Here is a 21,042-nt window from a genome sequence, read left to right as displayed (position 1 = left end):
TAAAAGGGAGAAAAAACGAGAGATTTACAATTGCGGAAAATCTCTGCAATTGCATCTAGATGTATTGTAATATAAAATAGTTGAACAGGAGTTTAATTTATTATGGAGGTGCTATGTCTAGTATGAATACGAATGAAAGAATCGTACCCCTCCTACCATTAAGAGGCGTTCTCGTATATCCAACGATGGTTCTGCATCTTGATGTAGGACGTGATAAATCGATACAAGCACTAGAGCAGGCGGCAATGGATGAAAATATCATCTTTTTAGCGATGCAAAAAGAAATGAATATCGATGATCCGAAAGAAGATGACATATATAGTGTAGGTACAGTGGCGAAAGTGAAGCAAATGTTAAAATTGCCGAACGGTACGCTTCGTGTCCTTGTAGAAGGTTTACATAGAGCTGAAGTAGTAGAGTTTATCGAAGAAGAGAATGTAGTGCAGGTTTCTATCAAAACGGTAACTGAAGAAGTGGAAGATGATCTAGAAGAGAAAGCTCTTATGCGTACATTACTCGAGCATTTCGAACAATATATTAAAGTTTCGAAAAAAGTTTCAAATGAAACATTTGCAACGGTAGCTGATGTAGAAGAGCCAGGAAGATTAGCTGATTTAATAGCTTCTCACTTGCCGATTAAAACGAAGCAGAAACAAGAAATCTTAGAGATTGTATCTGTGAAGGAACGATTACATACACTTATTTCAATTATTCAAGATGAACAAGAGTTACTTAGTTTAGAAAAGAAAATTGGACAAAAAGTGAAACGTTCAATGGAGCGCACGCAAAAAGAGTATTTCTTACGTGAGCAAATGAAGGCGATTCAAACTGAACTTGGTGATAAAGAAGGTAAGGGCGGGGAAGTTGAAGAACTTCGTGAGAAAATTGAACAGTCGGGGATGCCTGAAGAAACAATGAAGGCCGCACTGAAAGAATTAGACCGTTATGAAAAGTTACCAGCAAGTTCTGCGGAGAGCGGTGTTATTCGCAATTATATGGATTGGTTATTAGCACTTCCATGGACAGAAGCGACAGAAGATATGATTGATCTTGCTCATTCTGAAGAGATTTTGAACAAAGATCATTACGGTCTTGAGAAAGTGAAAGAGCGCGTACTCGAATATTTAGCTGTACAGAAGTTAACGAATTCATTAAAAGGACCTATCCTTTGCTTAGTAGGACCTCCTGGGGTCGGGAAAACTTCGTTAGCGCGTTCGATTGCAACATCATTAAATCGTAATTTTGTCCGTGTATCCCTTGGTGGTGTACGTGATGAATCGGAAATCCGTGGTCACCGTCGTACGTACGTTGGAGCGATGCCAGGACGCATTATTCAAGGTATGAAAAAGGCGAAAACAGTTAATCCAGTCTTTTTATTAGATGAGATTGATAAAATGTCTAACGACTTCCGTGGAGATCCATCAGCGGCATTACTTGAAGTGTTAGACCCAGAACAAAACCATAACTTCAGTGATCATTACATTGAAGAACCGTATGATCTATCGAAAGTTATGTTTGTAGCAACTGCGAATACACTTTCAAGTGTTCCAGGTCCGTTGCTTGACCGTATGGAAATTATTTCGATTGCTGGCTATACAGAACTTGAAAAAGTTCACATTGCCCGTGAACATTTATTGCCGAAACAATTAAAAGAGCATGGCTTACGAAAAGGTAATTTACAAGTACGTGATGAAGCACTTCTTGAAATTATTCGTTATTATACACGTGAGGCTGGTGTTCGTACACTAGAGCGTCAAATCGCAAAAGTTTGTCGTAAAGCAGCAAAAATTATCGTTACAGCAGAACGCAAGCGCATTGTAGTAACAGAGAAAAACATTGTTGATCTACTTGGTAAGCACATATTCCGTTATGGGCAAGCCGAAAAAACAGACCAAGTTGGTATGGCAACAGGGTTAGCGTATACAGCAGCAGGCGGTGATACACTTGCGATTGAAGTGTCTGTAGCGCCAGGTAAAGGGAAATTAATTTTAACGGGTAAACTTGGGGATGTTATGAAAGAATCCGCACAAGCAGCGTTTAGCTATATTCGTTCTCGTGCAGAAGAGCTTCAGATTGATCCGAATTTCCATGAGAAAAATGATATTCATATTCATGTTCCAGAAGGAGCAGTTCCAAAAGATGGACCGTCAGCAGGTATTACGATGGCAACGGCACTTATTTCTGCGCTAACAGGTATTCCTGTAAGTAAAGAAGTGGGGATGACAGGTGAAATTACACTTCGTGGTCGTGTATTACCAATTGGTGGTTTAAAAGAAAAAACATTAAGTGCTCACCGCGCAGGCTTAACAAAAATTATTTTGCCAGCAGAAAACGAGAAAGATTTAGATGATATTCCAGAAAGCGTAAAAGAAAACCTTACGTTTGTGCTTGCATCTCATTTAGATGAAGTATTGGAGCACGCATTAGTAGGAGTGAAACAATGAAAGTAACAAAAGCAGATATTGTAATTAGTGCTGTTAAACCAGAACAATATCCAGACAGTGATTTACCAGAAATTGCATTAGCAGGTCGTTCAAATGTCGGGAAGTCTTCCTTTATTAATAAAATTTTAAATCGTAAAAAGTTAGTACGTATTTCTTCTAAACCAGGGAAAACGCAAACGTTGAACTTTTTCTTAATCAATGAGATGATGCATTTTGTTGACGTTCCAGGTTATGGATATGCGAAAGTATCTAAAACAGAGCGCGCAGCATGGGGCAAGATGATTGAGACTTACTTTACAACGCGTGAGCAATTAGACGCAGCTGTATTAGTAGTTGATTTACGTCACCAACCAACAAATGATGACGTGATGATGTATGATTTCTTAAAACATTATGAAATCCCAACAATTATTATTGCGACGAAAGCCGATAAAATTCCGAAAGGGAAATGGCAAAAGCATTTAAAAGTTGTAAAAGAAACGCTTGCTGTTGAAATTGGCGATGAAATCGTTCTATTCTCTTCTGAAACAGGACTTGGAAAAGAAGAAGCGTGGAAGGCAATTCATAGAATGACAAAAACAAAAAACGCGTGACGAATGTCGCGCGTTTTTTTTATTTACTAAATTTTTTTATCTTACGTTTAATGTAACCTCGATATTACCTCTTGTTGCTTTCGAATAAGGACATACACCGTGAGCGGCTTCTACAAGTTCTTGTGCTTCGGCATGAGAGACGCCAGCAACGTGTACATCAAGTACAGCAGATAGGCCGAAACCACCATCTGTATCTTTTCCGATAGAAACGTGAGCAGTTACTTCTGTACTTTCTACTTTCACACGTTTTGTACGAATGACAAGTTGTAATGCACTATCAAAACAAGCGGCATAACCAGCAGCAAATAGTTGTTCTGGATTCGTTGCCTCTCCGCCTGCACCACCTAGTGCTTTCGGCATTTTTACATCAAGATTTAATATGCCATCATCTGAAATTACTCTTCCGTTTCTTCCACCTGTAGCAGTTACTGAAGCAGTATATAATTTATCCATGTTTATTCCCCTTTTCTATCATTAATTGTTTTCATTGTTTCAATTAGTTTATTTAATTGAATTAATAAAGAACGATATTCTTGTTCTGTAATTCCTAAATTTGTTGCCATTGTTGTCGGCAATGAACAAGCCTTTTCTTTTAAATCTTTACCTTGTTCTGTTAATTTAATACAAACTTTGCGCTCATCTTCTTTGGAACGAACGCGTTTTACAAGTTTTAATGATTCCATTCGTTTTAACATAGGTGTTAACGTACCGGAATCTAAAAATAGACGTTCTCCAATTTCTTTTACTGTTAGTCCATCTTGCTCCCATAGTACGAGTAAAGTAATGTACTGGGGATACGTAATACCCATCTCTTCTAAATATGGTCGATAAAAGCGGGTAACTTCTTTAGAACAGGCGTAAATAGAAAAACAAAGTTGGTTATCTAGATGTAAAGAATTCTCTGTCATACATAACTCCTCCCTAATTAAGTTGTGCACAATTTAATTTTGTAAAACCAATATAACGAAAAAGAAATACAATGTCAAATACATTGTATTGAGAAAGTTTGTGCTACAATTTGGAACAATCATACATATTTTCCTTCATGATGAAAGAAGATAGGAAAGATGATGTTATAATTCATATGGAATAGTTTCCATCACTTGATTATGAGGGCTTTTTTTGGTAACGTACAAATAGAGTTATTAATTTATAATCATTATAAAGTAGAAAATCTTTATTAGTTTTACTGAATCTCCTTTATTACATACGGAGAATAAATAAAAAATAATCGGTTGTTCACACGATTGTCAGATTCATAAGAGGAAAGTTGTATTATGATAGTAGATAAAGTGATAAAACGGGTGAAGGGGGACATGCTGCGTGCATATTCTTGTTGTTAGTGTAAATTATCGAACAGCCCCTGTAGAATTTCGTGAGAAACTCACATTTCAGGCAGCAGAGCTAGAGCAAGCAATGACTACATTACAAAATCAAAAGAGCGTGTTAGAGAATGTCATTGTATCAACTTGTAATCGCACTGAGATTTACGCTGTTGTCGATCAATTACACACGGGACGGTATTATATTAAGAAGTTTTTAGCTGATTGGTTTCAGTTTGAAATAGAAGAAGTCGCACCATATTTAACTATTTTTGAACAAGACGGTGCAATAGATCATTTATTCCGCGTGACGTGCGGTTTAGATTCTATGGTAGTTGGAGAAACACAGATTTTAGGCCAAATAAAAGATAGCTTTTTAGAAGCGCAACAAGTAAAAGCGACAGGCACAATTTTTAATGAGTTGTTTAAGCAGGTGGTTACGTTAGCGAAACGTGCGCACTCAGAAACGACGATTGGTGAAAGTGCGATGTCTGTTAGTTATGCTGCTGTTGAGCTCGGAAAGAAAATATTTGGTGAGTTAACAGATTGTCATGTGCTTATTCTTGGTGCTGGTAAGATGGGTGAACTGGCACTGCAAAACTTATATGGAAGCGGTGCTCGAAAAGTAACAGTCATGAATAGGACGTTTACGAAAGCGGAAGTAATGGCTGAGAAATATATGGGACATGCAAAGCCTTTAAGTGAATTGCAATGTGCATTATTAGAAGCAGATATTTTAATTAGTTCAACTGGTGCATCTGAATATGTTATTACGAAAGAGATGATGACAAAGGTAGAGAAAATGCGCTCTGGTCGTCCGTTATTTATGGTGGATATTGCAGTGCCACGTGATATTGATCCAGCGATTGATGAACTAGAAGGTTCTTTCTTATATGACATTGATGATTTGCAAGGAGTAGTGGAAGCAAATCGTGCTGAGCGTTTGAAAGAAGCAGAGAAAATTCAATTTATGATTGAAGAGGAAATTGTTTTATTTAAAACGTGGTTAAGTACACTTGGTGTTGTTCCGTTAATAGCAGCTCTTCGTGATAAGGCACTTGCTATCCAAAGTGAAACGATGGAAAGCTTGGAACGAAAAATACCGAATCTTAGTGATCGTGAGAGAAAAGTAATTAGTAAGCATACGAAAAGTATTATTAATCAATTATTGAAAGACCCAATTTTAGTAGCGAAAGAGATAGCCGCTGAAAAGGGAGCAGACGAAAAATTAGCGTTATTTGCAAAGATTTTTGACTTGGAAATGGAAGATGTAGAGAGTTGTGCGGAAGAAGTAGAACATAAAAGAGCGTGGACACCATCCGTTCCATCTTTATAATTTGGAAGGATGATCGGATGAGTTTTTTTAATAACAGTATTATTTATCATATTGCAATTATTTTATATGCTTGTAGCATTAGTTTATATTTTATAGATTATTTCCAAAGTAACCGAAAGGCGAACCGATTTGCTTTTTGGTTACTTTCGATTGTATGGGTTCTGCAGTCTATCTTTATGTTACTCAGGGCTACAGATTCAGAAACGAACCCTATATTAACTTTATTATCAGGGATTTATTTTTATGTTTGGCTATTGATTACGATGTCGTTAGTCATTAATCGATTTATGAGAATTGACTTTTTAGTCTTTTTTACAAATGTTGTCGCATTTGGCGTAAGCGCTTTTTCTATTTTTACACCGCTCGGAAAGATGTCGCCGGTACTGGCAGAGCAATTAGTTTCAGAACTTGTATATGTACATGTCGGTATGGCTATTATTTCTTATGCAACTTTCACTGTATCGTTCATTTTTTCTATTATGTATTTATTGCAATATCGCCTATTAAAAAAGAAAAAATGGAATGCGAGATTAAGAAGGTTAGGGAATTTACCGAAGTTAGAATCGATGTCTTACGGATTAAATTTATTTTCTGTTCCATTTTTCTTACTAGCTATTTTATTAGGATGCATATGGGGATATACGAAATTGGACAATTTCCATTGGTATGATACGAAAGTGATTGGGTCTTTTGTCGTTCTATTTGTATATTGTGCTGGCCTATATTTACGAGTGGCAGATGTGTTGCAAGGGAAGAAAATCGTGCAGTGGAACATCGGAGCATTTCTCGTAATGCTAATCAATATTTTTCTATTAAGCAGTTTATCCAACTTCCACTTTTGGTATTTATAATGAGGAGAGAGAATTATGCGCAAAATTATTGTAGGGTCACGAAAGAGTAAATTAGCATTAACGCAAACAAACTGGTTTATTGATCAGTTAAAAGCACTAGGTTTACCATATGAATTTGAAGTGAAAGAAATCGTCACAAAAGGTGATGTTATTTTAGATGTTACTCTTTCAAAAGTAGGCGGAAAAGGCTTGTTTGTTAAAGAGATTGAACATGCGTTACTTACGAAAGAAATTGATATGGCTGTACATAGTATGAAAGATATGCCGGCCGTACTTCCAGAAGGATTAATGATTGGTTGTACACCGAAGCGTGTTGACCCTCGTGATGCTTTTATCTCAAAAAGCGGAGCATCGTTTAAAGAGTTAGCAGAAGGCGCTATTTTAGGTACGAGTAGCTTAAGACGCAGTGCACAATTATTAGCTGCGAGACCAGATTTACAAGTGAAGTGGATTCGAGGAAATATCGATACACGTTTACGTAAATTACAAGAAGAAGATTACGATGCAATCATTTTAGCAACAGCTGGATTACAAAGAATGGGCTGGGATAATGAAGTTATTACAGAACATTTAGATGAGACGTTATGTGTACCTGCTGTAGGACAAGGTGCATTAGCGATTGAATGCCGTGAGGATGATAAGGATTTACTACAGTTGTTAGCGCATATGAATGATGCAGTAACAGAAAGAACAGTGGCGGCAGAACGAGTATTTCTTCATAAACTTGAAGGTGGCTGCCAAGTTCCAATCGCTGGATATGCAACTCTTACAGAAAATGATGCAATCGAATTAACAGCTCTTGTCGGTTCTATGGACGGTTCTATTTTATTGAAAGAGACAGTAGTAGGAACTAATCCAGAGGAAGTAGGATTAGAGGCTGCGGACCGTTTAATTAAACAAGGCGCCAAAGAACTCATTCTTGCTGCAAATAAGGGGCAACAATAAATATGAACGCTCTCGCTGGCAAAACGGTATTAATTACACGTGCCCAGCATCAAGCGAAACAAATGAGTGTAGCGGTGAAAGAAAAGAGCGGAATTCCATTGGAAATTCCGCTTTTGCGTATGGAAGGTATGGCTCATAGGCAAATTCAACATATAGCAGGACAGCTGCATTCGTATGACTGGGTTATTTTTACGAGTAAAAATGGGGTAGCTTTTTTTCTAGATAGTTTGACAAAGAAGCTACCCGCAAAGACTAAAATTGCTGCAGTAGGCGTGAAAACAAGGTTAGAGTTAGAAAAGCGGGGCTATCAAGTGGACTTCGTTCCAACTTCATTTGTTGCAGAAGTATTTGCAGAAGAGTTTGTAAAAAGACTAAGTGGAAACGAGTGCATTTTATTTCCGAAAGGGAATTTAGCAAGAGATGTAATTCCAGTTGCACTTCGCGAAATTGGTGTTTCTCTAGATGAGCTAATCGTATATGGTACGAAAGAGAATGTAGGGAAAAGGCAAGAGCTTATAGTAGCGTTAGAAGTAGGAAAAGTAGACATTATTACATTTACAAGCCCTTCAACTGTTACTAGTTTTGTTCGTTTACTTGAGGGTACAAACTGGAGAGAATGGACAAAAAACTGTACAATTGCTTGTATAGGGCCTATTACGGAAAAAGAGGCGATCCTTTATTTTCCACATGTTATTATACCGAAAGAGTACACTGTAGAAGCATTACTACAATGCATTTGTGAATCTATAAAATAAAAGAATGGGGATAGAAATCTATGAACTCTTTACAATTTAATCGTCATCGTCGCTTAAGACAAAGCGGTAATATGCGTGCGCTTGTGCGTGAAACGTTTTTACATACGGAAGATTTTATTTACCCTATTTTTGTATTAGAAGGAGAAAATGTTCGTAATGAAGTGCCTTCTATGCCAGGCGTATATCAAATGTCTTTAGATTTATTGCAAGCTGAAATGCAAGAGGTTGTTGATTTAGGTATTCGTTCTGTTATTGTATTTGGTTTACCTGCTGAAAAAGATGAAGTTGGATCATCAGCATATTGTGATCATGGAATTGTGCAACGTGCAATTAAGCAAATTAAAGGTGAATTCCCTGAGCTAGTAGTAGTTGCAGATACATGTTTATGTCAATTCACAAGCCATGGTCATTGCGGTGTAATTGAAGATGGTATTATTTTAAATGACGAGTCTCTTGCAGTTCTTGCGAAAACAGCTGTAAGCCAAGCGAAAGCAGGAGCGGACATTATTGCGCCATCAAACATGATGGACGGATTCGTAACAGCAATTCGCCATGCATTAGATGAAAATGGTTTTGGACACGTACCAGTAATGTCGTACGCTGTGAAATATTCATCAGCATTTTACGGACCATTCCGTGATGCGGCGCACGGTGCCCCGCAATTTGGTGATCGTAAAACATATCAAATGGATCCAGCGAACCGTATGGAAGCATTCCGTGAAGCAGAATCAGATGTAATGGAAGGGGCAGATTTCTTAATTGTAAAGCCAGCTCTTTCTTACTTAGATATCGTTCGTGATGTGAAAAATAACTTTAATTTACCAGTAGTTGCTTATAACGTAAGTGGTGAATATTCGATGATTAAAGCAGCAGCGCAAAATGGTTGGATTAATGAAAAAGAAGTTGTACTTGAAAAATTAATTAGCATGAAACGTGCAGGAGCGGATTTAATTATTACGTATCATGCAAAAGATGCAGCAAGATGGTTACAAGAAGGAGGCGCTAAATAATGAAAAAGTTTGATAAGTCGATTGCGGCGTTTGAAGAGGCGCAAGATTTAATGCCTGGTGGCGTAAATAGCCCCGTTCGTGCTTTTAAGTCTGTTGGTATGAATCCGTTGTTTATGGAGCGCGGAAAAGGCTCTAAAGTATATGATGTCGATGGAAATGAATACATCGATTACGTATTATCATGGGGTCCTTTAATTCATGGTCATGCGAATGATCGTGTTGTTGAAGCTTTAAAATCTGTTGCTGAAAGAGGAACAAGCTTCGGTGCCCCAACGGAAATTGAGAATAAATTAGCGAAACTTGTTATTGAGCGCGTACCATCAATTGAGATTGTACGTATGGTTAACTCTGGAACAGAAGCGACAATGAGTGCGCTACGTTTAGCTCGTGGTTATACAGGTCGTAACAAAATTTTGAAATTCATCGGTTGTTACCACGGTCATGGTGATTCATTATTAATTAAAGCGGGTTCTGGTGTGGCGACGCTAGGTTTACCAGATAGCCCTGGTGTACCAGAAGGTGTAGCGAAAAATACGATTACCGTAGCGTATAACGATTTAGAAAGTGTGAAATACGCCTTCGAACAATTTGGTGATGATATTGCTTGTATAATTGTAGAACCAGTAGCAGGAAATATGGGTGTTGTTCCTCCGCAACCAGGATTTTTAGAAGGTCTTCGTGAAGTAACAGAGCAAAATGGTGCATTGCTTATTTTTGATGAAGTCATGACAGGATTCCGAGTTGCTTATAATTGCGGACAAGGTTATTACGGTGTAACACCTGATTTAACTTGTTTAGGTAAAGTAATCGGTGGTGGCTTACCAGTAGGAGCATACGGTGGTAAAGCAGAAATTATGCGCCAAGTTGCACCGAGCGGACCGATTTACCAAGCAGGTACTTTATCAGGTAACCCACTTGCAATGGCAGCAGGTTATGAAACGTTAGTACAGTTAACGCCAGAATCATATGTAGAATTTGAGCGTAAAGCTGAAATGTTAGAAGCTGGCTTACGTAAAGCGGCTGAAAAACATGGCATTCCGCATCATATTAACCGTGCGGGTTCTATGATTGGTATCTTCTTTACAGATGAACAAGTTATTAATTACGATGCAGCAAAATCTTCAAACTTAGAATTCTTTGCGGCTTACTATCGTGAAATGGTAGAACAAGGTGTATTCTTGCCACCATCTCAATTCGAAGGTCTATTCTTATCGACAGCACATAGTGATGCAGATATTGAAGCGACGATTGCAGCGGCTGAAATTGCAATGTCAAAATTAAAAGCTTAATTGTTGAAAGAAAATCGCTCTCCATAAGGGGAGTGATTTTTTTTTATTCATAAAATCAGCTTTCCATACATAAATCTGTAATGACATATAGTTTGGGAGGGGGAAAAGAAGTGGCAACAGATCATTCATTACGTTTTTCATTAAAAGAATCTGTTTGGTTCCAAAAAGGACAGGAAGTCGAAGAACTTTTGTCAATTTCGTTAGATCCAGACGTTGAGATAGAAGAGCTTGATCATGAAGTTATCGTGAGAGGGCAATTAGATTTAACGGGAGAGTATGTTGCGCGGCAAGATGATTCGGCTTATTCATTAAGAGATCTATCGCCAGCGAAGTCAATTGATTATGTAGAAACAAGGGAAGATGGGGTTAATGAACTTGTTCATTCCTTTCCGCTTGAAATATCAATTCCGAGAAACCGTGTGAAAGTAATTGAAGAACTATATGTATCTATTGAAGAATTTGATTATGAATTAAAGGAAAATGGTTGCTTACAATTATTAGCGGATATATCTATCACTGGTTTATGTGATGAAGAAAGAATCGAGGATGAAGAGGAAGAAACAGCGTATGCTGAGTTAGAGGCTGATTCAGCACAAGAGGATGAAAATAGACCTGCGCCGCACGTAGAAGAACCAGTCTATAAGGAATCAGATGAGTGGGAAGATTACGCATTTGAACCGTTCCAACTAGAGGAAAGAAAAGAGCAGGAAGTAGAGGAAGAGGAAATAGAAGAACATGAATTTGTAGAGCGTGAAGAGGAGAAAGAATCAACGCCACAATTTGAATTGTTCGGAAGAAAAGATTTCAAGAAAGAAAAAGCGAAAAAACAAGAAGAGCAAGAAGAAGAAACGTATTCACAGCGAGATGAAAATGCACTTTATTTAACGAAAATATTTACGAAAGAACCGGAAGAAGAATTTACAAAGTTAAGAATGTATTTCGTTCAAGAAGGGGATACAATTGAATCTGTTGCAGACCGTTATGAAACGTCTGTACAAAACTTATATCGTGTCAATCAAACAGAAGATATATATTTAACTGCGGGACAAATTATTTATATTCCTGTTTCAAGGGCAAAAGCGAAATAAGTGAGTGTTTTCACTCGCTTATTTTCCTAAAGGCTATGTTTTGAATAGAAAGGGTTATTCGTATGGATATTGAATTACGAAATCGCTATGAACCCATTGTAAGGCAATACAGATTGGATACACAGCATATGGAAGAGCACGGAAGTGTAACGAAAATTTACACTAATCAAGGTCCGTATGCGCTCAAGAAAATAGAAGACGGGAAGTTAGAGCGGAATAACTTTTTGCACCATATTCAATATTTGAAGGAGAACGGTTTTTCAAATTATGTACCTATATACCATGCGACGGATGGAAATTATATTTTAAGTGACGGGACGTATAATTATTATTTAATGCCTTGGTTAGAACGTGCGGAAGGCAACGGCGAGGATAATGATCAATACCATAAAATGTTTCAAACTCTCGGGACGTTACATCAAAAAACGGTGAAAGAAGAAACGTATACAGAAGAAGATTTAGAAAAACATTATACAAATATATCCGATCGCTGGGAGAATGATGGTGAGATGTTAGAAGAGTTTCTCGTAGAATCTGAAGCGAAGTGGTATATGTCTCCGTTTGAATTGCAATATTGTACGTACTATCATCATGTAATGAGGGCTCGTGAGTTTGCAACGAAGCAATTAACTGAGTGGAACGATGCGATGAAGGAAAAAGAAAAAACACGTATTACTTTTGTGCATGGTAACGTATCGCTTAATCATTTCTTATTTGATTATGAACGGAATGGCTATTTTATTAGTTTAGAAAAATCGAAGTTTGCAACACCAGTGCAAGATATAGTTGGTTTTTATTCTCGGTCTTTAAACACGTATCCAATTGCGCGAAGTGATCGGTTTGAATGGTATCAAATGTACCAAAAAAATTTCCCTTTTACGAAAGAAGAGCAACTACTCATGTTTGCGTATATGACGTATCCATCGCAATTTATTCGGCAAATCCAGTCTTATAAGAAAAGAAGAGAGAGTCGCAATGAGGAAAATGAACTTCTCGGAGTAAAGAGCTTACAACAATCGCATTGGCTCGTTAGCAATATAGAATATTTCCTTTCGCAATTACAAGCTGCCCAGCAAGGGAACGGATAAAGTGAAACTTTAATTAGTGGGGGATCTTACTGCCCGCAAATAGCGGGATAAAGAAGATAAGTAGAGGATGCTACTTATCTTCTTTTTTTGCCCCAAAAGCCATAGTATTAAATTTATCTTGACGAATAGGGTTTCGTTTTTTACACTATTGTATATAATAATTAACAATCATATAAATGCCTTGAAGGGGAAGAGTATAACAAGAAACGTCTTCAGAGAGGAGAATCATTAGCTGGGAGATTCTCTAGATAGTTATGTTAGAAGGTAGCCCTGGAGCATCTTTTCTGAACGGAATAGTTCTCATTAGGAAAAGACGGATTTGTCCGTTATCAAATTAAGAGTATAAGCAAATTTCTGAATTTGTTTGTAAATAAAGGTGGTACCGCGATGTCCCTCGTCCTTTTTGGATGAGGGGCATTTTTTATTTTAAGGAGGGAAAATAATGTCAAACACGGAAAAGAATTTACCAACTAAATATGATCATATGTCCGTTGAAGAAGGCCTTTATCAATGGTGGCTTGAAGGCAAATATTTCGAAGCAACAGGAGATGAGAAGAAACAACCATACACAATTGTAATTCCACCTCCGAACGTAACTGGTAAGTTACACTTAGGTCATGCTTGGGATACAACTCTTCAAGATATTTTAACTCGTACGAAGCGTATGCAAGGTTACGATGTATTATGGCTTCCAGGAATGGACCATGCGGGTATCGCAACACAAGCGAAAGTAGAAGGGAAACTTCGTGAAGAAGGTATTTCACGTTACGATCTTGGCCGTGAGAAATTCCTTGAAAAAGCTTGGGAATGGAAAGAGGAATACGCGTCTCACATTCGTCAACAATGGGGGAAAGTTGGTTTAGGACTAGACTATTCTCGTGAACGTTTCACATTAGACGAAGGTTTATCTGATGCGGTTAATAAAGTATTCGTTCAATTATACGAAAAAGGCTTAATTTACCGCGGTGAATATATTATCAACTGGGACCCAGCAACACGCACAGCTCTTTCTGATATTGAAGTAATTCATAAAGAAGTTCAAGGTGCATTCTACCATATGAACTATCCGTTAACAGATGGCTCTGGTCATATTCGTCTTGCGACTACTCGTCCAGAAACGATGCTTGGTGATACAGCAGTAGCAGTTCATCCAGAAGACGATCGTTACAAACATTTAATCGGGAAAACAGTTACACTTCCAATCGTAGGCCGTGAGATTCCAATTATTGCTGATGAGTACGTAGAAAAAGATTTCGGAACAGGCGTTGTAAAAATTACACCAGCTCATGACCCGAATGACTTTGAAGTAGGTAACCGTCATGACTTACCACGTATCTTAGTAATGAACGAAGATGGATCAATGAACGAAAAAGCTGGTAAGTATAACGGTATGGATCGTTTCGAATGCCGTAAAGCGTTAGTGAAGGACTTACAAGAAGCGGGCGTATTAGTAGAAATCGAGCCTCATATGCATTCAGTAGGTCATAGTGAGCGTAGTGGTGCAGTTGTTGAGCCTTACTTATCAACACAATGGTTCGTAAAAATGGCTCCACTTGCTGAGAAGGCAGTAGAGCTTCAACAAAAAGAAGAAGAGAAAGTAACGTTCGTACCAGAACGTTTTGAAAACACATACTTACGCTGGATGGAAAACATTCACGACTGGTGTATTTCTCGTCAATTATGGTGGGGACACCGTATTCCAGCTTGGTATCATAAAGAAACTGGTGAAGTATACGTAGGTACAGATGCACCAGCAGATATTGAAAACTGGAATCAAGATAACGACGTACTTGATACATGGTTCAGTTCAGCGTTATGGCCGTTCTCAACACTTGGCTGGCCGGATGAAGATTCAGCAGACTTTAAACGTTATTATTCAACAGATGCATTAGTAACGGGTTATGACATCATCTTCTTCTGGGTATCTCGTATGATTTTCCAAGGTTTAGAGTTTACTGGTGAGCGTCCATTTAAAGATGTATTAATTCACGGTTTAGTTCGTGATGAGCAAGGACGTAAAATGAGTAAATCTCTTGGTAACGGTATTGATCCAATGGATGTTATCGAGAAGTACGGTGCAGATGCAATGCGCTATTTCTTATCAACAGGAAGCGCACCAGGTCAAGATTTACGTTTCAGTATGGAAAAAGTAGAGTCTACTTGGAACTTCATTAATAAAATTTGGAACGCATCACGTTTCGTATTAATGAACATGGATGATATGAAGTATGAAGAAATCGATTTAACTGGTGAAAAATCAGTTGCGGATAAGTGGATTTTAACTCGCTTAAACGAAACAATCGAAAGCGTAACGCGTAACATGGATAAATATGAGTTCGGTGAAGCTGGTCGTTCATTATACAACTTCATTTGGGACGATTTCTGTGACTGGTACATTGAAATGGCGAAACTTCCACTATACGGTGAAGATGAAGCAGCTAAGAAAACAACTCGTTCTATTTTAGCTTACGTATTAGACCAAACAATGCGTCTATTACACCCATTCATGCCATTCGTAACAGAGAAGATTTGGCAACATTTACCGCATGAAGGCGAATCTATTACAGTAGCAGCGTGGCCAACAGTTCGCGAAGATTTACAAGATACAGAAGCTGCGGCAGAAATGCACCTTCTAGTTGATATCATTCGCTCTGTTCGTAACATCCGTGCAGAAGTTAATACGCCGATGAGCAAAAAAGTTCAAATGCAAATTAAAGCAAAAGATGAGGCTGTACTTGCTCAACTTACAAAAAACAGCTCTTACATTGAGCGTTTCTGTAACCCAAGCGAATTAATAATTCAAACGGATTTACAAGCACCAGAAAAAGCAATGACTGCAATCGTATCAGGTGCAGAGTTATTCTTACCGTTAGCTGATCTTATCAATCTTGATGAAGAGAGAGCACGTCTTGAGAAAGAATTTGAGAAGTTCGACAAAGAAGTAGAACGTGTACAGAAGAAACTTTCAAACCAAGGTTTCGTAGCGAAAGCTCCTGCAGCAGTTATTGACGGAGAGCGTGCGAAAGAACAAGACTACCTAGAAAAACGTGAAGCAGTTCGCCAACGTCTAGCAGATCTTGAAAAGTAAAATGTTTTTTAGAGGCTCACTATATTGGTGAGTCTCTTTTCTTTGCGTATAATAGGAGTATGAAGGTTGTCTTTTGAAAGGGGAAAGCATACGTGATACATACATACGAGGAAGCGATAGGGTGGATTCATAGCCGATTGAAGTTTGGTATTAAACCAGGATTAGAAAGAATGAGATGGATGCTAGAAGAGCTCGGAAATCCAGAGCGTCACATAAAATGTGTTCATCTTGCTGGTACAAATGGAAAAGGTTCAACGTTAACATATATGCGCTACATGTTAGAAGATGCAAAATATAAGGTAGGAACATTTACCTCTCCTTATATTGAAACATTTAACGAACGTATTAGTGTGAACGGGACACCAATTGCAGATGAAGAGATTACTGAACTTGTAAAGATGGTAAAGCCAGTCGTTGAAAAACTAGATGAGACGGATTTAGGGGAAGCGACTGAGTTTGAAATTATTACTGTTATGGCAATTTGTTATTTCGGTAAAGTTAATTTCTGTGATGTTGTTTTATTTGAAACAGGGCTTGGAGGGCGCTTTGATTCTACGAATGTTATTCATCCTGTTCTTACGATTATTACAAATATCGGCCACGATCATATGCATATTTTAGGGAACACACTAGGAGAAATTGCATATGAAAAGGCGGGGATTATTAAGTCTGGTGTTCCAGTTATTACTGGTGTACGAGATGAGGAAGCATTGCAAGTCATTCAAAAAGTTGCAAAGGAAAATCATGCAAACTTATACGAGATGGGCAAGCATTTTACAGCGTTACATAAACAGTCTGGCGAAGATGGAGAACAGTTCGATTTCACTTGTCCTTTCGCCACCTTTGAAGATGTGCGAATCTCAATGAAAGGTGTTCACCAAGTAGGAAACGCAGCACTTGCACTTATGGCAGTCATGTATGTCAAAACATACTTATCATTTTTAATTGAGGAAGAAGAAATAAGAACTGGATTACAGGAAGCGTATTGGATTGGGCGATTTGAAAAACTGCAAAACAATCCAGATATTATTATAGATGGTGCCCATAACCCAGAAGGTATCGAAAGTCTTGTGAAAACAGTAGAATCACATTACAAAAATAAAAATGTAATAGTTTTATTTACTGCCCTAGGTGATAAACAATTGCATAATATGGTAGATCAATTAGAAACCATTGCCGATGAAATTATTTTTACAACATTCGCCTTTGATCGTGCTATTTCTGCTGACAAGCTTGCATCGTATGCAAAGAAAGAGTCAAAACTAGTTTTTGAAAATTGGAAAGAGGCAATTGATACGAAGGTTGAAATGATTGGAGAAAATGATGTTTTTATCATAACAGGTTCTCTTTATTTCATTTCGGAAGTTCGAAAATATATTCGCGAGAAAAACTAGATAGTCTTTGCTATCTAGTTTTTTTGTTCTACAAATGAAGTCAAATGCATACATATAAGATAAATATATAGGGTTATTTGGCGAATTCCTCTGACAAATATCTCGTTTTTTTGTGAAATGAATATGATATGATGCGGACAACGATAAGAGGTGAGGTGTGAGTGTATGGACAAGCAATCACGAACGATCTCAGTGAAAGTGAATGGAACAGAAGCGAAGTATGAGGAGAAGAAGAAAGATGAATTTGAATGGATGGTAGTAGAAAGTGAAAGACCGAAAAACGTTGTTCCGTTTCAAAAAGCGAAATTGGTGTCTAAGGAAAAAAAACGAAAGAAGTGGAGCAATACGTTAATTGCAATCGTTGCAACTGCGATTGTTATTGGTACGGCGTTTGGGATGGGAATGCTACAGTTACTTAAAGGACAAGGTGCGACAGGCGGAAGCGAAGTAACAGCTTCGAAGCAGATGCGAAATGAAGAATCAAAGGTGGGTGGAACGGCAGAACAAACACCGGCACCAAAAGAGGAAAAACAAAAAGCACAGACAGGAACGTCATTAGATCCAATGAAATTATTTTTTGTGCAAGGAGGGATTTATTCTTCCGAAGAAAAGGGACAGGCCGCTCTTGAAGAGTGGAAAGGTAATGGAGGCGTTGCAGCTTTAAAACCGAGCGGTGATAAGTATACATTAGTTGTTGGTATTGCTAGCGATGAACAAGGCATAAATCAATTAATGACGCAGTATAAAAATGATAATGTCTCCGTATTGAAAAAGAACTGGGATATAACAGATAAAGCGTTACTTAAAGATGATAAAGAAGTTGGGGCGTTTTTAACAAAAGTACAGCCATTATATACTCATTTAGCAAAATATGCTTCCAGCGTACAAGCTAGTGGAAAAAGTAATGCAAAAGATATAGGTGCGATTGAAAAAGAGTGGAAAGCAATTGGAAAAGAAGGGAAAAGTATGAAGCAGGAAGAAGCAAAGAAATTGTATATGTATACGTCAGTAGCTGTGCAAACAGTGAAGGATGGAAAAGGTGATAAGGAATCTTTGGCGAAATTAAATCAAGTTATTATTGATGGTATACTTTCATATGAAAAAATTGTTTCCCAAAAGGTGAAATAATAGGATAATGAAATGACGAAGGAAGAAGTATAGGTACTTCTTTCTTTTCTTTTGAATTTAGAGCAAAGTGCTTTCTCTATGGCAGGAATATAATCGTATTTTAGTAAAAAGTATTATTTTATTTAGAGAAAATAATATTTCTTTCATTTGTGGACAAACTATTCCTTTGATACGATTGATGTAAATGATTCTGCTTCATGTGAGAAAGGAAGGAGAAAATATGAGAAAAATTATTTTAGCATCAGGGTCACCTCGCAGGAAGGAACTGCTTGAGTTAGCGGATGTACCATTTGAAATCATTGTAAGTGAAGTAGAAGAGACGATTGGTGCGTACTCATCACCTTCTGATATCGTTATGTCCCTCGCCCTGCAAAAAGCATCTGCGGTAGCAGAAACGAATAGTGATTACATTGTGTTAGGTGCAGACACAATTGTTACATATGAATCGCGTATTCTTGGAAAGCCTTCTAATGAGGCTGAGGCGAAAGAAATGTTGCAATTATTATCAGGGAAAACACATGAAGTGTATACTGGTGTTGCAATTATAGCAAAAGACAAAACAGTCACTTTTTACGAGCGTACAGAAGTTACGTTTTGGGAATTAACAGAAGAGGAAATTGACGTATATGTTGCATCAAAAGAACCTCTTGATAAAGCAGGCAGTTATGGAATTCAAGGTAAAGGATCTATTTTTGTTCAACATATTCAAGGGGACTACTATAGTGTAGTCGGGTTACCAATTTCACGTCTTGTTCGGGAATTAAAACAATTTAATATTGATGTAACCCATGCGTAAAATTGCATGGGATTTTCTTTGAGAGAACAAATAAAGGGGTGGAGAAATGAACGGTATTCGTGATGTTGTCAAAGAAGAACAGCCACGGGAGCGTTTATTGTTAGAAGGAGCTGGAAGTTTATCGAATCGGGAGCTTCTTGCTGTGTTACTTAGAACAGGTTCTAAAGAAGAAACAGTTTTAAAGTTATCAGATAAAATTTTACATCACTTTGATGGTTTACGTATGTTGAAAGATGCAACGTTAGAAGAGCTTGTCAGTATACATGGTGTTGGGATTGCAAAGGCAGCCCAGCTTATAGCTGCTTTTGAACTTGGTAGAAGAATGGTACGTTTAGAATATCAAAATAGATACAGCATTCGAAGCCCAGAAGATTGTGCGAGATATATGATGGAAGAAATGCGCTTCCTGCAGCAGGAGCATTTTGTATGTTTATATTTGAACACAAAAAATCAAGTTATACATAGGCAAACGATTTTCATTGGAAGTTTAAACACATCAATTGTACATCCAAGAGAAGTTTTTAAAGAAGCGTTCCGCCGCGCAGCAGCCTCTATCATATGTCTTCATAACCACCCTTCAGGAGACCCCACGCCGAGCCGAGAGGATATTGAAGTAACGAAACGCTTAGTAGAATGCGGCCAGATTATAGGAATAGAAGTGCTTGACCATATTATAATAGGTGACCATAAATTCGTGAGTTTAAAGGAAAAAGGTCATATTTAAGACTATGCTTTTTACTTATTTTGTTTTATAATGTGATTTATGAGTTTTTTGTAGAAATTTATCTACAAGAAGGATAAAGATATAAAAAACGTACTGTTTTTATAATATAAAGTAAGAAAAAATGAGTCCGTGAAAACAAGAAAGGAAGATAAATAATATGTTTGGATTTGGTGGCTTTACTCGCGATCTTGGAATAGATTTAGGAACTGCGAACACGCTTGTATATGTAAAAGGAAAAGGTGTAGTTTTACGTGAACCTTCAGTAGTAGCGTTACAAACTGATACGAAACAAATCGTTGCTGTAGGTAGCGATGCAAAACAAATGATTGGTCGTACACCAGGAAACGTTGTGGCACTTCGCCCGATGAAAGACGGTGTAATTGCTGATTACGAAACGACAGCAACAATGATGAAATATTACATTCAACAAGCTCAAAAATCAAATGGATTCTTCTCACGTAAGCCTTACGTAATGGTATGTGTACCGTCTGGTATTACAGCTGTAGAAAGACGTGCAGTAATCGATGCGACTCGTCAAGCGGGTGCTCGTGATGCTTATCCAATCGAAGAACCATTTGCAGCAGCAATTGGTGCGAACTTACCTGTTTGGGAACCAACTGGTAGTATGGTTGTTGATATCGGTGGCGGTACAACAGAAGTTGCAATCATTTCTTTAGGTGGTATTGTAACAAGTCAATCAGTTCGTGTTGCGGGTGATGATATGGACGATTCAATCATTCAGTACATTAAGAAAAGCTATAACTTAATGATTGGTGAAAGAACGGCTGAAGCATTAAAATTAGAAATCGGTTCTGCAGGCGAGCCAGAAGGTATCGAGCCTATGGAAATTCGCGGTCGTGATTTAGTAAGTGGTTTACCAAAAACAGTACTAATTCAGCCAGAAGAAATTGCAGATGCATTAAAAGATACAGTAGATGCAATTGTAGAATCTGTTAAAAATACGTTAGAGAAAACTCCACCTGAATTAGCGGCAGACATTATGGACCGTGGTATCGTATTAACAGGTGGCGGAGCATTACTACGTAACTTAGATAAAGTGATTAGTGAAGAAACAAATATGCCAGTTCTTGTTGCAGAAGACCCATTAGATTGCGTAGCAATTGGAACGGGTAAAGCATTAGACAATATCGATCTTTTCAAAACTGCTGCTCGATAATATTGCAAAATAAA

General features: G+C 37.8%; 18 protein-coding genes and 1 other annotated feature. Of the genes, 16 read left to right on the top strand and 2 right to left on the bottom strand.

Annotated elements, in window-relative coordinates:
* Positions 1–113: 113 nt before the first annotated feature.
* Together lon and ysxC are read left to right on the top strand one after the other, a co-directional pair.
* The gene (gene lon / locus AC3WTA_RS09990; RefSeq protein WP_000097312.1) at positions 114–2,444 is read left to right on the top strand and encodes an endopeptidase La; all 2,331 of its coding nucleotides are present in this window, start codon (positions 114–116) and stop codon (positions 2,442–2,444) included.
* Positions 2,441–3,037 carry a ribosome biogenesis GTP-binding protein YsxC gene (ysxC, locus tag AC3WTA_RS09985; protein ID WP_000869124.1) on the top strand — a complete coding sequence of 199 codons (597 nt, stop codon included), beginning with the start codon at positions 2,441–2,443 and terminating at the stop codon, positions 3,035–3,037. The genes lon and ysxC overlap by 4 nt, the downstream gene beginning before the upstream one ends.
* Positions 3,038–3,073: 36 nt before the next feature.
* On the opposite strand, the gene AC3WTA_RS09980 is transcribed toward ysxC, so the two are convergent.
* Entirely contained in the window at positions 3,074–3,490 is a 417-nt protein-coding gene (locus tag AC3WTA_RS09980) for an organic hydroperoxide resistance protein (protein ID WP_000359787.1), read from the bottom strand.
* Positions 3,491–3,492: 2 nt separating this feature from the next.
* Positions 3,493–3,945: a MarR family winged helix-turn-helix transcriptional regulator gene (locus AC3WTA_RS09975; RefSeq protein WP_000138543.1), complete on the bottom strand. Its 453-nt coding sequence runs from the start codon at positions 3,943–3,945 to the stop codon at positions 3,493–3,495.
* 415 nt (positions 3,946–4,360) lie between these two features.
* Between AC3WTA_RS09975 and hemA the strand changes: the two genes are divergently transcribed.
* From hemA to mreB, 14 genes are all read left to right on the top strand, one after another.
* Positions 4,361–5,695 (top strand): glutamyl-tRNA reductase, encoded by a 1,335-nt coding sequence (gene hemA, locus AC3WTA_RS09970; protein WP_000547843.1) that lies wholly within the window; start codon positions 4,361–4,363, stop codon positions 5,693–5,695.
* A gap of 17 nt (positions 5,696–5,712) precedes the next feature.
* Positions 5,713–6,546 carry a cytochrome c biogenesis protein gene (locus AC3WTA_RS09965; protein ID WP_098819426.1) on the top strand — a complete coding sequence of 278 codons (834 nt, stop codon included), beginning with the start codon at positions 5,713–5,715 and terminating at the stop codon, positions 6,544–6,546.
* 15 nt (positions 6,547–6,561) lie between these two features.
* Positions 6,562–7,491 (top strand): hydroxymethylbilane synthase, encoded by a 930-nt coding sequence (hemC, locus tag AC3WTA_RS09960; protein WP_001226427.1) that lies wholly within the window; start codon positions 6,562–6,564, stop codon positions 7,489–7,491.
* Between the two features lie 2 nt (positions 7,492–7,493).
* Positions 7,494–8,246: a uroporphyrinogen-III synthase gene (gene hemD / locus AC3WTA_RS09955; protein WP_000992326.1), complete on the top strand. Its 753-nt coding sequence runs from the start codon at positions 7,494–7,496 to the stop codon at positions 8,244–8,246.
* A gap of 20 nt (positions 8,247–8,266) precedes the next feature.
* Entirely contained in the window at positions 8,267–9,256 is a 990-nt protein-coding gene (gene hemB / locus AC3WTA_RS09950; RefSeq protein WP_001087076.1) for a porphobilinogen synthase, read from the top strand.
* Positions 9,256–10,545, top strand: coding sequence for a glutamate-1-semialdehyde 2,1-aminomutase (gene hemL / locus AC3WTA_RS09945; protein WP_000712956.1), 1,290 nt, complete (start codon positions 9,256–9,258; stop codon positions 10,543–10,545). The genes hemB and hemL overlap by 1 nt, the downstream gene beginning before the upstream one ends.
* Positions 10,546–10,655: 110 nt before the next feature.
* The gene (gene spoVID / locus AC3WTA_RS09940; protein ID WP_000179735.1) at positions 10,656–11,633 is read left to right on the top strand and encodes a stage VI sporulation protein D; all 978 of its coding nucleotides are present in this window, start codon (positions 10,656–10,658) and stop codon (positions 11,631–11,633) included.
* 62 nt (positions 11,634–11,695) lie between these two features.
* Complete coding sequence (ysxE, locus tag AC3WTA_RS09935; protein WP_000350663.1) at positions 11,696–12,721, top strand: spore coat protein YsxE; 1,026 nt, start codon at positions 11,696–11,698, stop codon at positions 12,719–12,721.
* Positions 12,722–12,893: 172 nt separating this feature from the next.
* Positions 12,894–13,126 (top strand) — a binding site (T-box leader).
* Positions 13,127–13,163: 37 nt separating this feature from the next.
* Positions 13,164–15,809, top strand: a complete 2,646-nt coding sequence (locus tag AC3WTA_RS09930) for a valine--tRNA ligase (protein WP_000072220.1) — start codon at positions 13,164–13,166, stop codon at positions 15,807–15,809.
* A gap of 92 nt (positions 15,810–15,901) precedes the next feature.
* Positions 15,902–17,203 carry a bifunctional folylpolyglutamate synthase/dihydrofolate synthase gene (locus tag AC3WTA_RS09925; RefSeq protein WP_000582057.1) on the top strand — a complete coding sequence of 434 codons (1,302 nt, stop codon included), beginning with the start codon at positions 15,902–15,904 and terminating at the stop codon, positions 17,201–17,203.
* Positions 17,204–17,368: 165 nt separating this feature from the next.
* Positions 17,369–18,331 (top strand): stage II sporulation protein B, encoded by a 963-nt coding sequence (locus AC3WTA_RS09920; RefSeq protein ID WP_492332869.1) that lies wholly within the window; start codon positions 17,369–17,371, stop codon positions 18,329–18,331.
* 220 nt (positions 18,332–18,551) lie between these two features.
* Positions 18,552–19,127 (top strand): Maf family protein, encoded by a 576-nt coding sequence (locus AC3WTA_RS09915; RefSeq protein ID WP_001226270.1) that lies wholly within the window; start codon positions 18,552–18,554, stop codon positions 19,125–19,127.
* A 46-nt stretch (positions 19,128–19,173) separates the two neighbouring features.
* Positions 19,174–19,851: a DNA repair protein RadC gene (radC, locus tag AC3WTA_RS09910; protein ID WP_001013378.1), complete on the top strand. Its 678-nt coding sequence runs from the start codon at positions 19,174–19,176 to the stop codon at positions 19,849–19,851.
* Between the two features lie 157 nt (positions 19,852–20,008).
* Positions 20,009–21,028, top strand: coding sequence for a cell shape-determining protein MreB (gene mreB, locus AC3WTA_RS09905; RefSeq protein WP_000466737.1), 1,020 nt, complete (start codon positions 20,009–20,011; stop codon positions 21,026–21,028).
* The last annotated feature ends 14 nt before the right edge of the window (positions 21,029–21,042 follow it).

Source organism: Bacillus sp. EB106-07-01-XG149 (genome assembly GCF_058791555.1).
The sequence above is the reverse complement of the archived record's forward strand: the minus strand, read 5'-3'. Positions and strand labels throughout refer to the sequence as shown.

What these genes read in the sequence shown, in the direction of transcription:
- lon (WP_000097312.1), top strand. Translation starts at nt 114, where the DNA reads ATGTCTAGTATGAATACGAATGAAAGAATCGTACCCCTCCTACCATTA.
- ysxC (WP_000869124.1), top strand. Translation starts at nt 2,441, where the DNA reads ATGAAAGTAACAAAAGCAGATATTGTAATTAGTGCTGTTAAACCAGAA.
- AC3WTA_RS09980 (WP_000359787.1), bottom strand. Translation starts at nt 3,490, where the DNA reads ATGGATAAATTATATACTGCTTCAGTAACTGCTACAGGTGGAAGAAAC.
- AC3WTA_RS09975 (WP_000138543.1), bottom strand. Translation starts at nt 3,945, where the DNA reads ATGACAGAGAATTCTTTACATCTAGATAACCAACTTTGTTTTTCTATT.
- AC3WTA_RS09965 (WP_098819426.1), top strand. Translation starts at nt 5,713, where the DNA reads ATGAGTTTTTTTAATAACAGTATTATTTATCATATTGCAATTATTTTA.
- hemC (WP_001226427.1), top strand. Translation starts at nt 6,562, where the DNA reads ATGCGCAAAATTATTGTAGGGTCACGAAAGAGTAAATTAGCATTAACG.
- hemD (WP_000992326.1), top strand. Translation starts at nt 7,494, where the DNA reads ATGAACGCTCTCGCTGGCAAAACGGTATTAATTACACGTGCCCAGCAT.
- hemB (WP_001087076.1), top strand. Translation starts at nt 8,267, where the DNA reads ATGAACTCTTTACAATTTAATCGTCATCGTCGCTTAAGACAAAGCGGT.
- hemL (WP_000712956.1), top strand. Translation starts at nt 9,256, where the DNA reads ATGAAAAAGTTTGATAAGTCGATTGCGGCGTTTGAAGAGGCGCAAGAT.
- ysxE (WP_000350663.1), top strand. Translation starts at nt 11,696, where the DNA reads ATGGATATTGAATTACGAAATCGCTATGAACCCATTGTAAGGCAATAC.
- AC3WTA_RS09930 (WP_000072220.1), top strand. Translation starts at nt 13,164, where the DNA reads ATGTCAAACACGGAAAAGAATTTACCAACTAAATATGATCATATGTCC.
- AC3WTA_RS09920 (WP_492332869.1), top strand. Translation starts at nt 17,369, where the DNA reads ATGGACAAGCAATCACGAACGATCTCAGTGAAAGTGAATGGAACAGAA.
- AC3WTA_RS09915 (WP_001226270.1), top strand. Translation starts at nt 18,552, where the DNA reads ATGAGAAAAATTATTTTAGCATCAGGGTCACCTCGCAGGAAGGAACTG.
- radC (WP_001013378.1), top strand. Translation starts at nt 19,174, where the DNA reads ATGAACGGTATTCGTGATGTTGTCAAAGAAGAACAGCCACGGGAGCGT.
- mreB (WP_000466737.1), top strand. Translation starts at nt 20,009, where the DNA reads ATGTTTGGATTTGGTGGCTTTACTCGCGATCTTGGAATAGATTTAGGA.